Below are 16,441 nucleotides of genomic sequence, written 5' to 3'. Positions count from 1 at the left end.
ATTATGAACCCAAAAATAGTCATACTTAAAACCATTAGTTTTAGTATGCTCTTATTTGTGTGCAGCTTTAATGGTTTAGCACAAGGTGATACAAGTAAACTAAAGGCACAAATTGCGTTAGGAATAAATAACCCATCTTCAGATGGATTTGTGACTACTTTTAAAGGGAAATCAATTAATTTTCCAACTGTAAATTTAGGTGTTCAATACATGTTGACGTCACAACTTGGAGCAAAATTAGATTATGGCTTTAATCGAATTTCAAATGATAATGCATCTCCAGAATTTAAATTAAACTATACACGCATCAATTTACAAGGCGTTTATGATGCATCTAGAATTTTAAGATTTTCGCAAAGAGTGGGGGCTTTTTTACACGCAGGTCCTGGCATTAGTATAATTAACCCGTTGGGTAATTATGGAAATAATGATGTGTCGTTTATTAATGCTATAACAGGTATAGAATTGCATTATGGTATTTCAGATAGTTTAACCTTTTACATGGATACGTCTTATGTTTTTGGTTTTGGAAAAGATTTTAGTCCTATCTCAGATGGTTTTGGTGCTTTTAATGGAGATTTATTAACAGTAACCTTTGGTGTGTCTATATCACTAAGTGGTTGCTATTTTTGTGGAAGTTAATGCAAAAGGAAAGAATAATATTGGGGATTGATCCTGGGACCACTATCATGGGGTTTGGTCTTATAAAAGTAGTTGGAAAGACAATGACATTTTTGCAGCTCAATGAGTTAGACTTAAAAAAGTATGACGATCATTATTTAAAGTTAAAGCTCATATTTGAACGCACTATAGAGCTTATAGATACCCATCATCCAGATGAAATAGCTATTGAAGCGCCATTTTACGGTAAAAATGTACAAAGTATGTTAAAACTAGGAAGAGCACAAGGCGTAGCAATGGCTGCAGGTTTAAGCAGGCAAATACCGATTACAGAATACCTTCCTAAAAAAATAAAAATGGCCATTACAGGTAATGGTAATGCTAGTAAGGAACAGGTGGCAAAAATGCTACAAGGTTTATTGGGTTTAAAAACGTTACCAAAAAATTTGGATGCTACAGACGGTTTAGCTGCAGCGGTGTGTCACTTTTATAATTCTGGGCGAATTGAAGTTGGTAAGAGTTATTCGGGTTGGGCTAGTTTTGTAAAAAATAACCCTGATAAAGTTGGTTAATTTGTAAGACTATTCTTTTTTAAGTTGGTTATTTTGGTATATTTGGGGTAAACGAATTAAACTCCAAATTACATGAAAATTCTAAATGCGTTAAGTACTCTATTTCTGTTTTTATTTATTGTTTCTTGTTCAAGCGATAGTGATTCTAATGAAATTGATAATAAAGACTCTTTTTTGTACAAATTTGAAAACCAAGATGTTAATATTTCGAATTGGACTGCGTTAAGATCAGAAAATACAATGGAAGTTCTTGGTACTACAGATAATGGTGATAGTTTTGGTGTTCAATTCAATGTATATGGAAATTTAGGTTCAGCAACAGCACTTGCTAATGAAAGTGGATCTGGTGGATTTCCAAATTCGTACTGGGCTTTCGAATACTTTAAATCTAACTATTTTAATTTTGAACTGATAGGTATTGATGAAGCGAATAAAAGAGTAGCAGCTAAATTTTCTGGAAATTTATATGAAGATGAATATGATATTGATTCAGAAACTCGATATGCCGAGGGTAGTTTTAATGTAGAATATAGAGAAATCATGCCTCAAATATCTGGATTAGAAGTTTCTGCCGTAGTTGATGGGAACAATTGGTATGCTACTAGTTCAAGTTCTTCTGGAGGTTTTGCTGGTAGTCCTCGTTCTTATAACCACTATAGCGATAACGCATATAGTATATCTTATGTTATTATTTATGGAGATGTTGATTCAATAGGGAGTTTCCAGTTTGATGAGAATAGTACATACAATAAAATCTCTTTTTCAAGATATGATCCTAGTACAGGTGAGTTTATTGAATATAAAACATCTGGAATATTTAAAATTGATGAGCATTTAACAGGTTTTGGAATTAATCAAATTAAAGGCTCGTTCTCTCTTACCGCTGTAAATGGAAATGAAACTATTGAGATTACTGACGGTTATATTAACGACGTATATCCATTTTAGTTTAAAAAATAATTCTATAAAGTTGTAAAAGACAAGAAGTTTAATATCTTGTCTTTTTTATGGCCGGAATCTATATCCACATACCCTTTTGCAAGCAAGCATGTCATTATTGCGATTTTCATTTTTCTACGTCATTAAAAAAGAAAGAGGAACTCATTCAATGTTTAGTTCAAGAACTATTACTGCGACAAGACGAGTTTCAAAATAAAACAATCGAAACTATCTATTTTGGTGGTGGCACTCCAAGCTTGCTAACTGTCTCTGAATTGGAATTATTAATAGATACAGTTTACGAAAACTTTAAAGTTACAGATAATCCTGAAATTACTCTGGAAACCAATCCAGACGATTTATCAGCTCAACAAATAAAAAGCTTAACAAAAACATCAATTAATAGACTAAGTATTGGTGTTCAATCTTTTTTTGAAAGAGATTTAAAATTGATGAATCGTGCACACAATGCAAATGAAGCAAAGGTAAGTTTGTATGAAGCAACGAAGTATTTCAAAAATATTTCTATCGATTTAATTTACGGTATCCCAGGTTTAAGTCATAAAGAATGGATAGCTAATATAGAAACAGCATTATCTTATAACATACCTCATATTTCATGTTATGCGCTAACAGTAGAGCCTAAAACAGCTTTAGAAACTTTTATTAGCAAAGGAATTATTGAAAATGTTGATGACAATTTAGCACAGGAACAGTTTCAGATTTTGGTAGAGAGATTAGAAGCCGCAGGTTTTGTAAATTACGAACTTTCAAATTTTGGAAAGCCAAACTTTTTTAGCAGGAATAATTCAGCATATTGGCAAGGGAAACCGTATCTAGGTGTTGGTCCTTCTGCACATTCTTTTAATGGTGACCAACGTAGCTGGAATGTGTCTAATAATATAAAGTACATTAAGAGTATTAGAGAAAACAAATTACCCTTAGAAGTTGAAACGCTTTCCTTAACCGATAAGTTTAATGAATATATTATGACGGGGCTTAGAACAATCTGGGGCGTATCATTAGATAAAGTAGAAAGAGACTTTGGGAGTACTTACAAAAAGTACTTGTTACAGCAAGCCAAAGTTTTTATAAATGAACATTTATTGTATATTGATGATGATAAACTTTTAACTACAAAAAAAGGTAAATTTTTAAGTGATGGTATTGCCTCTAATCTTTTTAAATTAAATCTGTCTTGATAGCAACAATCCAATACAATTCTAGAAAAATAAAAATTGATTTATCTAAGCCATTAGATATTTCCATGCCACTGCGAGCATCAAAAGATAATGTAAATGCGTGGTATGTTGATGCACCTAAAATAGAACCTGCTAAAGATCGAGATTGGATTGCAACAGTAAAAGATGGTGCTTGTATAAATTTTAATAATATTCAATTTAATCCTCATGCACATGGTACACATACTGAATGTGTGGGGCACATCACTGAGGAGATCCACTCAATCAATAAAAATTTAAAAACGTTTTTTTTCTTAGCAGAAGTAGTTACTGTAGCTCCTGAAAAACTGGGAGAAGATTTTGTGATATCCAAAAAGCAAATACAATTTGCATTAGGCAATAAAAAGCGAGATGCAATTGTGATACGTACCATACCCAATACTTCAGAAAAACTAATAAGACAGTACTCTAATACAAACCCTACCTATTTGTTAGAAGAGGCAGCAATACATTTAAAGCAAAAGGGAATAAAACACCTTTTGATAGATTTGCCAAGTGTGGACAAAGAGAAAGATGAATGCCAGTTATTGGCACATAATGCATTTTGGAACACTAAAGGAAAACTGCGCTTAGATGCTACTATCACAGAGTTTATTTATGTGCCAAATCATGTAGAGGATGGTCTATACGTTTTGAATTTACAAATAGCACCTTTTGAAAACGATGCTACGCCAAGTAAACCTATTCTATATAAAGTAATTGAATAATGGAAATTTTTATAGCAATAATTATAGCAATTTTGGTTACTCTGGGTGCAGTAACCCTCATAAAATCATTTAAGAAAAAACAATTGGTTAATGCACAGTCTACTATTTTATTAAATAAGATTAAAAAGGTGTGCAAATTTATTACTGTTGAAGGCGATTTTGCAGAGATTTACCATTATGAAGATGTAAAGCAAAAATTTTTAAAATTGATTTCAAGCAAGAAGAAAGCTTTGGTAGTAATTAATGCCAAAGCCCATGTGGGATATGATTTGTCTAAAATTCAGCTAATATCAGATACAGATAAGAAAAGGATAATCTTAGAAAAATTTCCGCAGCCTGAAGTACTATCTATTGAAACCAATTTAAATTATTACGATAAGTCAGATGGCTATTTTAATAAGTTTGAAGCCAGTGATTTAACAGATTTACATAATGAAGCAAAGGTACACATTAAAGCAAAAATTCCAGAAAGTGGTTTAATTCAAATAGCTCAGCAAGAAGCGTTAGATACTATTTTGTTGATTGAAACCATTGTAGAAACTATAGGGTGGAAGTTGGACTATTCAGCTTTACAAATTGAGAATAATCATATAAAGAAATTAGAGTGATAGTAGAAATATCTACAGATAAAAGTAAGCTTCAATTAGATGTAATACATGGTTTTCTAACCGAGAGTTATTGGGCTAAAGGAAGAACTTACGATGAAGTTAAAACATCAATAGAGCATTGTTTGTGTTTTGGTGTTTACATTAACAAAAAACAAATAGGATTTGCCAGAATAGCTACTGATTATACGGTTTTTGCCTATCTCATGGATGTTTTTATTTTACCAGAGTATCGTGGAAAAGGCTATTCTAAACAATTAATAGATGCTGTAATTAAAGATAAGAAACTACAAAACTGTAGCGTTTGGATGTTAAAAACAGCTGATGCCCATGGTTTATATAAACAGTATGGATTTACTGAGTTAAAACATCCAGATAAAGTAATGGAGCGATTGTTAAAATGAATATAGAACAAATAAGAACGTATTGCTTGAGTAAAAAAGGAACAACAGAAGATTTTCCTTTTGATGAAGATACTTTAGTTTTTAAGGTTTTAGGTAAAATGTTTGCTTTAGCTTCTTTAAAATGGTGGGAACGAGGTGAGGCCGCTATAAACTTAAAAGCAGATCCAGAATATTCTGAAACTTTACGTGCAGAGTACAATAGCATTCGTCCAGGATACCATATGAGTAAAAAGCACTGGAATACATTATATATTTACGAAGGCGAATTAGAGCCTAAACTCATTAAAGAGTTAATAGATCATTCTTATGAAATGGTTGTAAAGGGTATGACCAAGAAAATGCGAAAACAACTAAATATTACAGCTGATTAGTTTACTAGGTGTGATAAATATTGAGTGCATTAAGTAGATGTATCGGCGATAATTTTCCATGCGCCATCAATCTTTTTAAATACTAACATAAAAATGCCGTCAGCATTACCAACTTCACGTTTAATGTGATATTCGCCTAAAACATAATAAGAGTCAGGAGCAATATTATTAACAGCATTTATTTTAAAACTTAATTTACCAGTATAAGCTGCAGTAGGGTAATAGGTTAAATAGTGGTCTAATGTGTTTTCCCATCCATAAGTCACACCTTTATTACCATAAAACGCTAAGGAATCACTTTTCCAATAGCCTTCCATAAACCCTTCAATGTCATTGTTAGACCATGCAATACGCTGCTTTTTTAATACCTTATTAATAGCTTTAATGTCTGAGTCTTTATTGATTTGGGCATTTGTGAGACTAAAAACTAAAAAACACAATAGAGTTATTAATTTTTTCATAGTTGTAGGTTTTCAATAGTAATTTCGGGTAAATGTAAACAAAAAATCATGCCAAAACTGTATCTTATCGATGAAATTGACATTCGTAATACATTCAACGTTAGTAAAAATGGGTTTATCGAAAAATAAAGTCATTTTTGATGTAAGTACCTATATTTACACCACAACCATACGATTAATAGCCCAAATTTATTGTTGAATTAAAATTTATGTACTATGGAATTAAGAATTACTAACTGTAATAATTTCTTCAAATTAAAAGGTATTTTGAACAAAGACAATGTTGAATCATTTCGTTTGGAATTCCAAGAAGCATTCAGAAAATTTGATCATCTTACTATCAGTATAGAGGGATTAGAAAGTGTTGATCGTTTTGGTGTAGATGCCCTAGCTGATTTACATACAGAGTCTCTAAAAATAAACAAGCAACTGTCTATAGTTGGTTTTGGTTGTAAAGAGTTATACGATCATTTTAAATCTTTTGAAGCAGCTTAAGAGTTACCAGTATTTTAGTTTTTATACCTTCTAAAAGAATATAACTAAAGATAATATTTTTTTGAAAAGTAGGATTTTTAAAATATTTTTATATTTTAGCGAAAAATTTTATCGATTAAAACCCAAATTCATCGTTTAAATACAATTTGCTTTATGGATTTAAAAATAACTGCCTGTAATAATTTTTTTAAATTGAGAGGAGTGCTAAATGAAAATAACACTTCATTTTTTAAAAAAGAAATTTGTGATGCAATAGATGCATATCAAAAACTTACTGTAAGTGTTGATGCTTTAGAAGCTATAGATGCTAATGCTGTAGAAAGCTTTACTAATATGTACTTTTATGCAAAAAGCCTCCAAAAAGAATTTACAATAGTTGGAGTAGGTTGTAAAGAACTTTACGATCATTTTCAATCTTATAAGGTGGCTTAATTACAAAGCTGATTTTTGTTTTTTATAAAAAGCATTAGCTTTAAGTTGCATCAATTCGTGTGCCTTTTTGCGTTTGTAATTATATAATTCTTCATCGTTCTTAATATCTGTATACATTCTATCATTAATAGTGTGTTCGGTATTTACCATTGCAGCTCTTTGTTTTTTATTCTGTAGAATAATACTCTTTATAGTATCTTCTTGATCTTCAAGATTAAAGTCATATACACCTTTTGGCGCTAATAATTTGGCGAAAATTGGGGCGGTTTCTACGGCCAAAAAAAGTAGAAAAATAAAAAATGAAGGTATCCATGGTAATTTGCCTAATGCATTAACACGCGCCATTAAGCCGTCAAAATTAGATATAATGGGTTGGGTGTCGGCTACTTTGGTATTATAATTCTCTTTTAATTCGGCTACTTTAGTTTCAGCAGCCTGTATCTTAACTTTATTTTCTTCTTTTAAGGTTTGTAAGTCAATGAGTGCGGCATCATGTTTCTCTCTTTTTTCTTTGTAAACAGGGCCTTTTCCTAATAGCTTTGTTCCAGCAGTCCCTTCTGCTTCAGAGATATAAACATCATATAAATTATTTACCTCAATTTCTTTTGCTATAATTTCGTCTTGAAAGTTTTGTATCTCTGAATTTAAAGTTTCTATTTCGGGAGTGAATTGTGCTGCAATTTGGTTTTGATTTGCCAGTGTCATGGCGTTTTTTTCTTCTAAAAGCACTTGATTAATTTCCTTTTCAAAAATTTTTAATTCTAAAGGTTTAGCAATTACAATAGCTATAATTATTGCTAAAATTATTCTGGGAGTAGCTTGAATAAATTCGTCAATAGTATTATCTGTCTTTTTAATGGTAGAAACAATATATCTGTCTAGGTTAAATATGAGTAACCCCCAGATTAAACCAAAAAATATAGATGTAAACAGATTGTCGAAAACGGTATAAAGTGCATAGCCAGCAGCTATAAATGCCATAATTGCTGTAAAAAAAACGGTAGCTCCAATACCTGCGTATTTGTTTTGTTCCCCTTTGGAGCATTGTTGTAAGATGTCGGTATCTGCTCCAGAGCAGATAATAAAAAAACGCTTTAACATGTTGATAGTTTTTTGATTGATTGACTATTAGAACGTTAAAGCGTTTATTTTGTTACATTTTTTTTGGGGAAATTAAAACTCTATGTGAGTTGTGCTTATTCTTTATAGCTCTCGCTATACATACTTATAATACTTACTCCGTTTTCATGTTTTGTTGTTACATTGAAGAGTCCGTTACTATTGATAATGGAAATAGCTTTTTCAGCATCAATTTTTTTATCGTTAAAAAAACAAGTAGCACCTTTCTCAATCATTTGGATAACTATTTCTTTATCAGATTTTGGTGGGGTAAGAAAATCTGGGAAAGGTTTGAGATCTGCTTTTTTGTTTTGAGGTATTAAGCGGTACAACTCATGTAACCTTGAAAAATCTGTAACTTTTACAACTTTTTCGTGATCAGGTAAACTATTAAATTTTTCAACCAAACTATTATATTCGTTTATATCTTGTTGGTTGATACTTTTACTAATGTTAAGATTATTATTTAATGTAAAATCTGCTGTATTGAAGCCAACTTTAACTTTCCACGGACCTTGTTTTGTTGAAGATGTAAAGTTTATGGTCTGTTTATCTAAGATCTCTTGGGCTTCTATTGTTGTTTTACCATTAAATGGACTTTTGTATAAATTAAGATGATTAAAACCATTAACAATTACAATTTGAGAAGACTTAATGTCGCAGTTTAAACTTAAGAAGTTTGAGATTTTTTTTGTGTAAGGATACAACTTGTCATCCTCCATGAGTAGGTATGCAAATAAAAAATACTGTTTCTGTTTATTATCTAACAATGGATTTAATTTATTTACTTCGTCTTTTAAATTTTCAATGGTTACTTTGTTACCATTTAATACTAAATCGTCTTCATTTTTTATAATGAGTTGAATATCCTTAATTGTTAATCCATTTACAACATTGGAATTATTTGATTTTATAATTGTTTCTTTTTGGCTAAATCCATAGACAGAAATAATGCATAGAGGTAGTAACAGAAGTACTTTTAGAAGAAGTTTAGATTTTGAAGTTTGTGTTTTCATAATTTTAAATCGTTTTTTGAGTGATGAATAATTTATTGGATTGACCAATGTTGGGTATTTTATGTTTGATGAAAAAGAAAGGAGTGTCTTTTGGTATTCTGAAGTACTAATTCCGCTTGATAATACCGCTTTATCTGCTAAAAACTCATGATTTAGCTTAATATATCTTTTAAGTAAAATTAATAATGGGTTAAACCAAAATATAACCTGTACAATTTCTATTGCTAATATGTCAACTGAATGCTTTTGTATGGCGTGGGTTTGTTCATGTAAAAAAACTCCTTTATCAATATTATTTTTCTCGTAGTCATTTTTATTTAAAAAAATATAATTGAAAAACGTGTGGGGAAGTGAGCTATCCTCTGATAACACTATACATACATTGCCTACTTTTGTTTTAGGGGATGTTTTTATCTTTTTGACAAGAGTAGATATGTTTTTCAAGAATCTAAATAAAAAAAGTATAGCACCTAAGTAATATATTGCCCATAAAATAATTGATACATAATCTACTGGATTAGTATAATTATTGATTATCTGTTGCTCTATGTCTTGTTTTATAGGGAATAAGTTTTTAGTATTGAGAGTTATCGAGGGGTCAACGTATTTTACTAGTGTTATAAGAGGTATTGCAATAGATACTGCGACAATACTTAACAAGTAAAATCTTTTTAAGGTGTGCGCACTTGTATTCTCTAAAGCCAGTTTGTAGAATATCATAAATACAGCTAAACAGATAATAGATTTTAATATGATTAGAAGCATAGTTATTTCTTTTTAATTTCACTATCAATTAATCTTTTTAAATCCTCTAACTCTTCTTTGGTTAGGTTCGTTTCTTTGGTAAAAAATGATGCAAATTGAGATGCGCTATCATTAAAAAAGTTTTTTATCAATCCATTTACATGCTTTGAGAAATAGTCTTTCTTTTTTACTAAAGGGTAGTATTGTCTTGATTTTCCAAACAGCGTATAGCCTATGAAGCCTTTGTCAGTCATGCGTTTCAGTAGTGTTGCTACTGTAGTTGTAGCTGGTTTTGGTTCTGGGTAAACGTCCAATAAATCTTTCATAAAGGCTTTTTCGAGCTTCCAAAGGTGATTCATTAATTCCTCTTCAGTTCTAGATAGTTTCATATTCTACAGCATTAGAATGTTTTCTACAAATGTAGAGTAAAAATTTATATTCTACAAATGTAGAGTAAAGGATTTTTAGAATTATGCTTTTTTTGATCTAATACTTTCAATAATTACAGTAGTCAGAATTAAAGCGCCTCCAATGTAAGTGTTTGATGTTGGTATTTCATTTAAGAAAAAATAGGCCATAATAATGCCAAATACAGGTTGAGCACTACCTATGATACTAGCTGTACTTACAGAAAAATGCTTTAAACTACTTATAAATAGGGAGTGCCCTAGCGCAGTTGTAACTAATCCCAGAATTAGTAAGTAAGGTAGTTGTGTTTTGGTTGCTGTTATGTCTAAATTAAATAAAACGGGTATTAGTAATACACTTACAATAATACATTGCTGCATCATAAGTACTGTACCGTCATAAGTAGTAACATGTCGTTTTAATATAAGATTTCTTAGAGCATAACAACAAGCAGAAAACACCCCTAAAAGTATACCCTTTAGGTAAGTACTCTGGAAGTTAATTTCTGGTGCAAGAACATAAATGCCAAGTAACACCATAAACCCCAAAAGAATGTGTATTGGGTTTAGTTTAGTTTTGGTAAACAAGGGTTCTAGTAAAGCTGTGATCACAGGAAAAGTAAACATTGATAGCATACCTACTGCAACGCTAGAAAGCTTTAATGCAAGAAAGTAAGTAATCCAGTGTGCTCCTAACAATATGCCACCAATGATAATTGTTGGAGCATCTTTTTTAGATTGGAGTTTTATGTTTAACTTTTTATACTTACAAAAGAGAAATAAAAAAAATGCCGCCAGAGCACTTCTAAACCATATAATTATTGGAGTGGGAAGATTAATATATCTACCTAATACACCTGAGGTACTTATAAACAGTGTAGCTAACCCTAATAATAGTAGATGATTGGTGTGTTGGTTTTTCATGTGTGTATTGTAAACGTTCGGGTTGCGTTAGGGATTGAGGGATTTGTTGAAGCTCCCCGACGTAGGAGGGAGCGACTCCCGAAAGCCCGACCTCGCCATTAAAAGCGGGGTAACGCCCAAATTATGTTTTAGAGAGTTCTGTAAAGTATTTATAAAAATAAGGGATGGTTTCTATACCTTTAAAGTAGTTCCAAATACCGAAATGCTCGTTAGGAGAGTGTATTGCATCGCTATCTAGACCAAAGCCCATTAAAATGGTTTTGCTTTTTAATTCTTTTTCGAAAAGGGATACAATAGGAATACTACCACCACCACGCTGTGGAATGGGTATTTTGCCGAAAGTAGTCTCATAGGCTTTACTGGCTGCTTTATAGCCTATATTGTTTGTAGGTGTAACGTAACCTTGTCCGCCATGATGAGGTATTACTTTAACTTTAATTCCTTTGGGGGCAATGTTTTCGAAATGTGTTTTAAACAGTTGTGTAATATGCTCCCAATCTTGATTTGGAACTAAGCGCATGGAAATTTTTGCATAGGCTTTACTGGCTATAACGGTTTTGGCGCCTTCGCCAATGTAACCTCCCCAAATACCATTAACATCTAGTGTGGGACGAATGGAGTTACGCTCGTTTGTGGTATAGCCTGATTCTCCATACACAGCTTCGATATCTAAGGCTTTTTTATAATTCTCTAAACTGAAAGGCGCTTTTGCCATTTCAGCACGTTCTTCTGAAGAGAGTACTTCTACTTTATCGTAAAATCCTGGAATGGTAATATAATTATTTTCATCGTGTAGCGAAGCAATCATTTTTGCAAGTACATTAATTGGATTAGCTACGGCACCACCATATAAACCAGAGTGTAAATCTCTATTTGGTCCTGTAACTTCTACTTCTACATAACTTAAACCTCGAAGGCCAGTGGTTATTGATGGTACATCTTTAGCAATCATACCAGTATCTGAAATTAGAATAACATCATTCTCTAGCTTTTTTTGATTGTTTTTCACAAAGATGGATAGGTTTTTACTTCCTACTTCTTCCTCTCCTTCAATCATGAATTTTACGTTGCATGGTAGTTGATTTGTCTCTGTCATAAATTCTAGAGCTTTTACATGCATATATAATTGGCCTTTATCGTCACATGCACCACGAGCGAAGATTGCGCCTTCGGGGTGTAGATCTGTTTTTTCTATTACAGGTTCAAATGGTGCAGAATTCCAAAGCTCTAACGGGTCCGGAGGTTGCACATCATAATGACCATATACTAAAACAGTTGGTAAGTTTTTGTCTACGATTTTTTCGCCATAAACAATGGGATAACCGCCGGTTTCGCATATTTCAACGGTGCTACAACCTGCTTTTTCCAAACTTGTTTTTATAGCTTTAGCGGTTTTTAAAACCTCGTTTTTATGTGCAGAATCAGCACTAATAGATGGTATTTTAAGTAATGCGATAAGTTCGCTTAAAAACCTATCCTTATGAGTGTCTATATAAGATTTAATATTATCCATGTGAGCAAAAAAGGTTATGCTCAAAAGTATAAAAAAGAATACTTTTTAATGCGATAAGTTTGCAATTTAAAAATCTTGATTATATTTGCAGTCCTTTTGCGGGCGTGGTGGAATTGGTAGACACGCTAGACTTAGGATCTAGTGCCGCGAGGTGTGAGAGTTCGAGTCTCTCCGCCCGCACAAACAAAAAGCTTCTTGAAATTATCAAGAAGCTTTTTTTAGTTTTATTTCTATAAAAATTTAACACAATTTCTTGTAACATTTCAGGTGTTAGCAAGTCTGCTATATAACGACTAAAACAATAATTTTGTAAATTTGTTACTTACTGAATTACATAAGATTATGGATATTAACGATAATATCGAATCACCAATGATGCTAAATGTTAGCTTTAACAAGCTACTTGAGCATTATGAAAAACTGGCTGAGAGTAAAGATGAATTTCTTTCGGCTAAGGCAAAGCGTGTATTAAAAACAGCTGCGCCTTATCCAGAACTTCGTGAAGGATTTAGTAATATGCAAATATTACAAGATAGAGAAGTAGAGATAGGTGTTATACTTCAAGATTCTTTTGCTCCTGTTTTAACAAAAAATGAGATTAAAACGGCATCGGTACCATTTCACGATTTAATTTTTAATTCCTCTGAGCGATTTAAGAATATTATCGAAATAGCTGGTGATGGTTTTGAGTTAAACATTAAAAACATGCCAGATGATCATCGTTACATCATTGCATGTACTGTTATTCTCAATTTTTGTTATGGGTATAGCTTGAATTTTAAGCGTCCGTTTTATTACGAAATTCCTGATGCTAATGGAATTTTGAGATATTATAAGATTCTATATAATGCAGATTTTTGTGAAATTATACCCACAGACAAGGCTAAAAATATTACAGAGGAGGATTACAAACAATTACTAGATAATTTTGAAAACCTAGACTTATGGAAAGAAAAGTTTCCTCCAGATAGTTATATTTTTAAAGGTTTTGTAATCTCTAATATTTTTGATGTTACTGAAGATCAATCTATATCCAACATAAAATCTAATTTAATAGGTGAGGATAAGCGAAAGGATGAAAATTTTATATACGAATTTCATGATGTTTTCAGATCTTTATTAGGTATCAACGATTTACAAGTTGGGTTTTCTATTTATAATGAAGAAGAAAATGTTTTTGAGCGTGTTTACGGTGTAGGTATTAATAGTTATTTACTTGGTAATCAAGAGCGTTTAGAATGTAGTAGCTCACTATGTAAATGGTCTTATAATCGATTGATTAAAGAGAACAAATATTTTTCTATTTCTGATGTTGATGAAGTTTATGATATTTATGAAAAAGGAAACGAGACTTGTGCTCCTCAAGTGGAAGTGCTTTATAAACAGGGTTTTAAAAGTGCGATATTCGCACCTATAGCTAATGATGAAGGCTTAATGGGAGTTATGGAAATTGTTTCTAATACACCACATGCGTTGAATAGTATCAATGCTAATAAGCTTATAGATATTATGCCATTTATTGTTTCGGCAGTAGAACGTTCTAAAAAGGAAGAAGAAAACTTAATTGAGGCTATTATTCAAAAAGAATGTACCTCAATTCATCCAAGTGTGCATTGGCGTTTCGCAAAAGAAGCAAAAAATTATATTAAGTCTGAGTTTGAAGGACAAGAAACGTCTTTTAAAAAGATAGCCTTTGAAAATGTTTATCCGCTATATGGACAAATAGATATCAAAGGATCTTCTGAAGCTAGAAATAATGCTACTCAAGAAGATTTATCACTTCAACTTAAAGCTGCAAAACGTATTTTAACAAAAGCTTTCGAATTAGAAGGTTTACCTATTTATGAGCAGTTTATATATCAGATAAATGATTTTCAAAATGGTTTAGACGATAATTTCCAAGTAGATAGTGAACAACAAATTTCTGCGTTTTTTAAACAAGATGTTGAGCCTTTATTAAATCATTTGAAACAAAATGGGCTGCTGAAGGAAGATGTAAAGGCCTATTATGATAACATAGATGATAAGGTAAATGTGCTATACAAACACAGGAAAGATTATGATGAAACCATATCGAAAATAAATCGTGAAATGGCTTCACTACTTGATAAAAAACAAGTAGAAGCGCAACAAATGTATCCTCATTTCTTTGAGCGTTTTAAAACAGATGGTGTAGAGCATAACATGTATGTAGGTGAGTCTATTACAAAAGAGGCAAGTTTTAATCAGATTTACCTCTATAATTTACGTCTATGGCAATTGCAAGTTATGTGTGAGATGGAAAATGCATATTACCAAATGCAACCAGATTTCCCTGTTGCTTTAGATGTTGCGTCTATGATTTTAGTGTTTAATCAACCGTTAACTATAAGTTTTAGAATGGATGAAAAGCACTTTGATGTTGATGGTACATACAATGCACGTTATGAAATTGTAAAAAAACGTGTAGATAAAGCCTATATAAAAGGCACAAGGCAACGTGTTACTCAAAAAGGAAAAATAAGTATTGTATATTCTCAAAAACAAGATGAACAGGAGTATTTAAGCTATGTAAAGTTTTTACAGTCTAAAAATTACTTAGATACAGATGTAGAAATTGTGGAATTACAAGATTTACAAGCAGTAACTGGATTAAAAGCCATTAGAGTAAGTGTACTTTATCATAAAAATGAAGATGATAAAGCATTTTATACTTATGATGATTTAATGAAGGAAATAAAAGCTTAGTATTTACTAAGCTTTTTTCTTTTTATAATTTCTGCCGTACCATAATAGAATGCCAGTTACAGGTAAACTTGCTGTTAGTAAACTTACCAAAAATGCAATTATTTTTCCAGCAATACCTCCAATAGCCCCAATATGTATATCATAGTTCATTCTAATTATTTTTTCTGGAAGTTTAGCGTTTTTGTATTTTCCATAAATGCTGGTGGTTTCCAGTTCTTCTAACGTATTTTGATCGAAAAAACGATAATCAGAATCATAATATAGCCCTTTACTATTCGAAACTTCAACATAAATACTTGAAGAATCAGATTCCGGATAATGCAACTCAAAACTTTCAGCATTGGGATCTTCTTTTTGAAGTTTTAAGATGAGGTTGTCTATAGGAAGTACATCGTTTTCTTGTGATAGATGAGAACTGCTTGTGTTTTCTGGGATAATAAATTGAGGAGCCATGTCTCCACCAAAAGACTTGTACGTTATGTAATAAAACCAAGTGTAAGACATTATAGAGCCAGTAAACGCAAGTATAAGCGCTAAAGAGCAGATGTAAAACCCAATAATAGTGTGTAAGTCGAAGTTTTTACGTTTCCATCGCGTAGTAGATTTCCATTCGAATTTTAAACGTTGTTTTAAGTTTTTTCGCTTTTTAGGCAGCCATAATATGAAACCTGAAATGATAATTATGATGAATAATAATACTGAAATGCCTACAACTTGCTCGCCAATGGCTTTAGGTAGCCATAAACGCAAATGGCCTTTTAATATAAAAGCAAAAAATCCTGATAGGTGGTTGTCTACTTGGATGATTTTACCTGAATATGGATTGAGAAGTACACTTTGATAAAACTCTGGTTCTGCATCATAAAAAATAACTTCAATAGCCTCATTAGGTTTTCCGAATACAGTACCATGAACCGAATTATTTGGAAATACATTTTCTGCTATAGTTTTAGCTTTTGTAGGAGTTAAGATTGGTGTGTTTTGAGGTGTAACTGTTTTATAACCATTATACAAACTTTCTATTTCATCTTTAAAAGCCCAACAACAACCAGTAATGGATACTATAAAAACCACAATACCAGTAGCTAGTCCTAAAATTTTATGAAGTGTAAGTATCTTTTTTTTAAAATTCATATTTTAAAA

General features: G+C 31.7%; 18 protein-coding genes and 1 tRNA gene. 12 read left to right on the top strand and 7 right to left on the bottom strand.

Annotated elements, in window-relative coordinates:
- The first annotated feature begins 3 nt into the window (after positions 1 to 3).
- The 8 genes from EYD46_RS10960 (at position 4) to EYD46_RS10925 (ending at position 5,460) form a co-directional block, all read left to right on the top strand.
- Complete coding sequence (locus EYD46_RS10960; RefSeq protein WP_130937194.1) at positions 4 to 642, top strand: outer membrane beta-barrel protein; 639 nt, start codon at positions 4 to 6, stop codon at positions 640 to 642.
- Positions 642 to 1,193: a crossover junction endodeoxyribonuclease RuvC gene (ruvC, locus tag EYD46_RS10955; protein ID WP_130937193.1), complete on the top strand. Its 552-nt coding sequence runs from the start codon at positions 642 to 644 to the stop codon at positions 1,191 to 1,193. The genes EYD46_RS10960 and ruvC overlap by 1 nt, the downstream gene beginning before the upstream one ends.
- A 72-nt stretch (positions 1,194 to 1,265) precedes the next feature.
- Positions 1,266 to 2,141: a hypothetical protein gene (locus EYD46_RS10950; RefSeq protein ID WP_130937192.1), complete on the top strand. Its 876-nt coding sequence runs from the start codon at positions 1,266 to 1,268 to the stop codon at positions 2,139 to 2,141.
- A 59-nt stretch (positions 2,142 to 2,200) separates the two neighbouring features.
- Positions 2,201 to 3,334: a radical SAM family heme chaperone HemW gene (hemW, locus tag EYD46_RS10945; protein WP_130937191.1), complete on the top strand. Its 1,134-nt coding sequence runs from the start codon at positions 2,201 to 2,203 to the stop codon at positions 3,332 to 3,334.
- On the top strand, positions 3,331 to 4,080 hold the full coding sequence (locus EYD46_RS10940) for a cyclase family protein (protein ID WP_130937190.1): 750 nt from the start codon (positions 3,331 to 3,333) through the stop codon (positions 4,078 to 4,080). The genes hemW and EYD46_RS10940 overlap by 4 nt, the downstream gene beginning before the upstream one ends.
- On the top strand, positions 4,080 to 4,688 hold the full coding sequence (locus EYD46_RS10935) for a DUF4230 domain-containing protein (protein ID WP_130937189.1): 609 nt from the start codon (positions 4,080 to 4,082) through the stop codon (positions 4,686 to 4,688). Before EYD46_RS10940 ends, EYD46_RS10935 begins: the two co-directional genes overlap by 1 nt.
- Positions 4,685 to 5,089: a GNAT family N-acetyltransferase gene (locus EYD46_RS10930; protein WP_308807866.1), complete on the top strand. Its 405-nt coding sequence runs from the start codon at positions 4,685 to 4,687 to the stop codon at positions 5,087 to 5,089. Before EYD46_RS10935 ends, EYD46_RS10930 begins: the two co-directional genes overlap by 4 nt.
- Positions 5,086 to 5,460 (top strand): MmcQ/YjbR family DNA-binding protein, encoded by a 375-nt coding sequence (locus EYD46_RS10925; protein WP_130937188.1) that lies wholly within the window; start codon positions 5,086 to 5,088, stop codon positions 5,458 to 5,460. Before EYD46_RS10930 ends, EYD46_RS10925 begins: the two co-directional genes overlap by 4 nt.
- A gap of 29 nt (positions 5,461 to 5,489) precedes the next feature.
- Here EYD46_RS10925 and EYD46_RS10920 read toward each other — a convergent pair whose 3' ends face one another.
- The gene (locus EYD46_RS10920) at positions 5,490 to 5,921 is read right to left on the bottom strand and encodes a YybH family protein (protein WP_130937187.1); all 432 of its coding nucleotides are present in this window, start codon (positions 5,919 to 5,921) and stop codon (positions 5,490 to 5,492) included.
- Between the two features lie 216 nt (positions 5,922 to 6,137).
- Here EYD46_RS10920 and EYD46_RS10915 point away from each other — a divergent pair, with 216 nt between their 5' ends.
- A complete protein-coding gene (locus tag EYD46_RS10915; protein ID WP_130937186.1) occupies positions 6,138 to 6,416 on the top strand; it encodes an STAS domain-containing protein in 279 nt (92 codons plus the stop codon).
- 153 nt (positions 6,417 to 6,569) lie between these two features.
- Positions 6,570 to 6,848 carry a hypothetical protein gene (locus EYD46_RS10910; RefSeq protein ID WP_130937185.1) on the top strand — a complete coding sequence of 93 codons (279 nt, stop codon included), beginning with the start codon at positions 6,570 to 6,572 and terminating at the stop codon, positions 6,846 to 6,848.
- On the opposite strand, the gene EYD46_RS10905 is transcribed toward EYD46_RS10910, so the two are convergent.
- From EYD46_RS10905 to EYD46_RS10885, 5 genes are all read right to left on the bottom strand, one after another.
- Positions 6,849 to 7,949, bottom strand: coding sequence for a DUF4407 domain-containing protein (locus tag EYD46_RS10905; RefSeq protein ID WP_130937184.1), 1,101 nt, complete (start codon positions 7,947 to 7,949; stop codon positions 6,849 to 6,851).
- Positions 7,950 to 8,044: 95 nt separating this feature from the next.
- Positions 8,045 to 9,748, bottom strand: a complete 1,704-nt coding sequence (locus EYD46_RS10900; protein ID WP_130937183.1) for a M56 family metallopeptidase — start codon at positions 9,746 to 9,748, stop codon at positions 8,045 to 8,047.
- A gap of 2 nt (positions 9,749 to 9,750) precedes the next feature.
- On the bottom strand, positions 9,751 to 10,116 hold the full coding sequence (locus EYD46_RS10895) for a BlaI/MecI/CopY family transcriptional regulator (protein ID WP_130937182.1): 366 nt from the start codon (positions 10,114 to 10,116) through the stop codon (positions 9,751 to 9,753).
- Between the two features lie 81 nt (positions 10,117 to 10,197).
- Positions 10,198 to 11,058, bottom strand: coding sequence for a DMT family transporter (locus EYD46_RS10890; RefSeq protein WP_130937181.1), 861 nt, complete (start codon positions 11,056 to 11,058; stop codon positions 10,198 to 10,200).
- Between the two features lie 121 nt (positions 11,059 to 11,179).
- Positions 11,180 to 12,571: a dipeptidase gene (locus EYD46_RS10885; RefSeq protein WP_130937180.1), complete on the bottom strand. Its 1,392-nt coding sequence runs from the start codon at positions 12,569 to 12,571 to the stop codon at positions 11,180 to 11,182.
- 98 nt (positions 12,572 to 12,669) lie between these two features.
- On the opposite strand from EYD46_RS10885, the gene EYD46_RS10880 reads away from it, so the two are divergent.
- Positions 12,670 to 12,751, top strand: a tRNA-Leu gene (locus EYD46_RS10880).
- A 162-nt stretch (positions 12,752 to 12,913) separates the two neighbouring features.
- The gene (locus EYD46_RS10875; RefSeq protein ID WP_130937179.1) at positions 12,914 to 15,298 is read left to right on the top strand and encodes a GAF domain-containing protein; all 2,385 of its coding nucleotides are present in this window, start codon (positions 12,914 to 12,916) and stop codon (positions 15,296 to 15,298) included.
- 6 nt (positions 15,299 to 15,304) lie between these two features.
- Here EYD46_RS10875 and EYD46_RS10870 read toward each other — a convergent pair whose 3' ends face one another.
- Complete coding sequence (locus EYD46_RS10870) at positions 15,305 to 16,432, bottom strand: PepSY-associated TM helix domain-containing protein (RefSeq protein WP_130937178.1); 1,128 nt, start codon at positions 16,430 to 16,432, stop codon at positions 15,305 to 15,307.
- Positions 16,433 to 16,441 lie beyond the last annotated feature (9 nt).

Source organism: Hyunsoonleella pacifica, from assembly GCF_004310335.1.
GTDB classification, from domain to species: Bacteria; Bacteroidota; Bacteroidia; order Flavobacteriales; family Flavobacteriaceae; genus Jejuia; species Jejuia pacifica.
The sequence above is the reverse complement of the archived record's forward strand: the minus strand, read 5'-3'. Positions and strand labels throughout refer to the sequence as shown.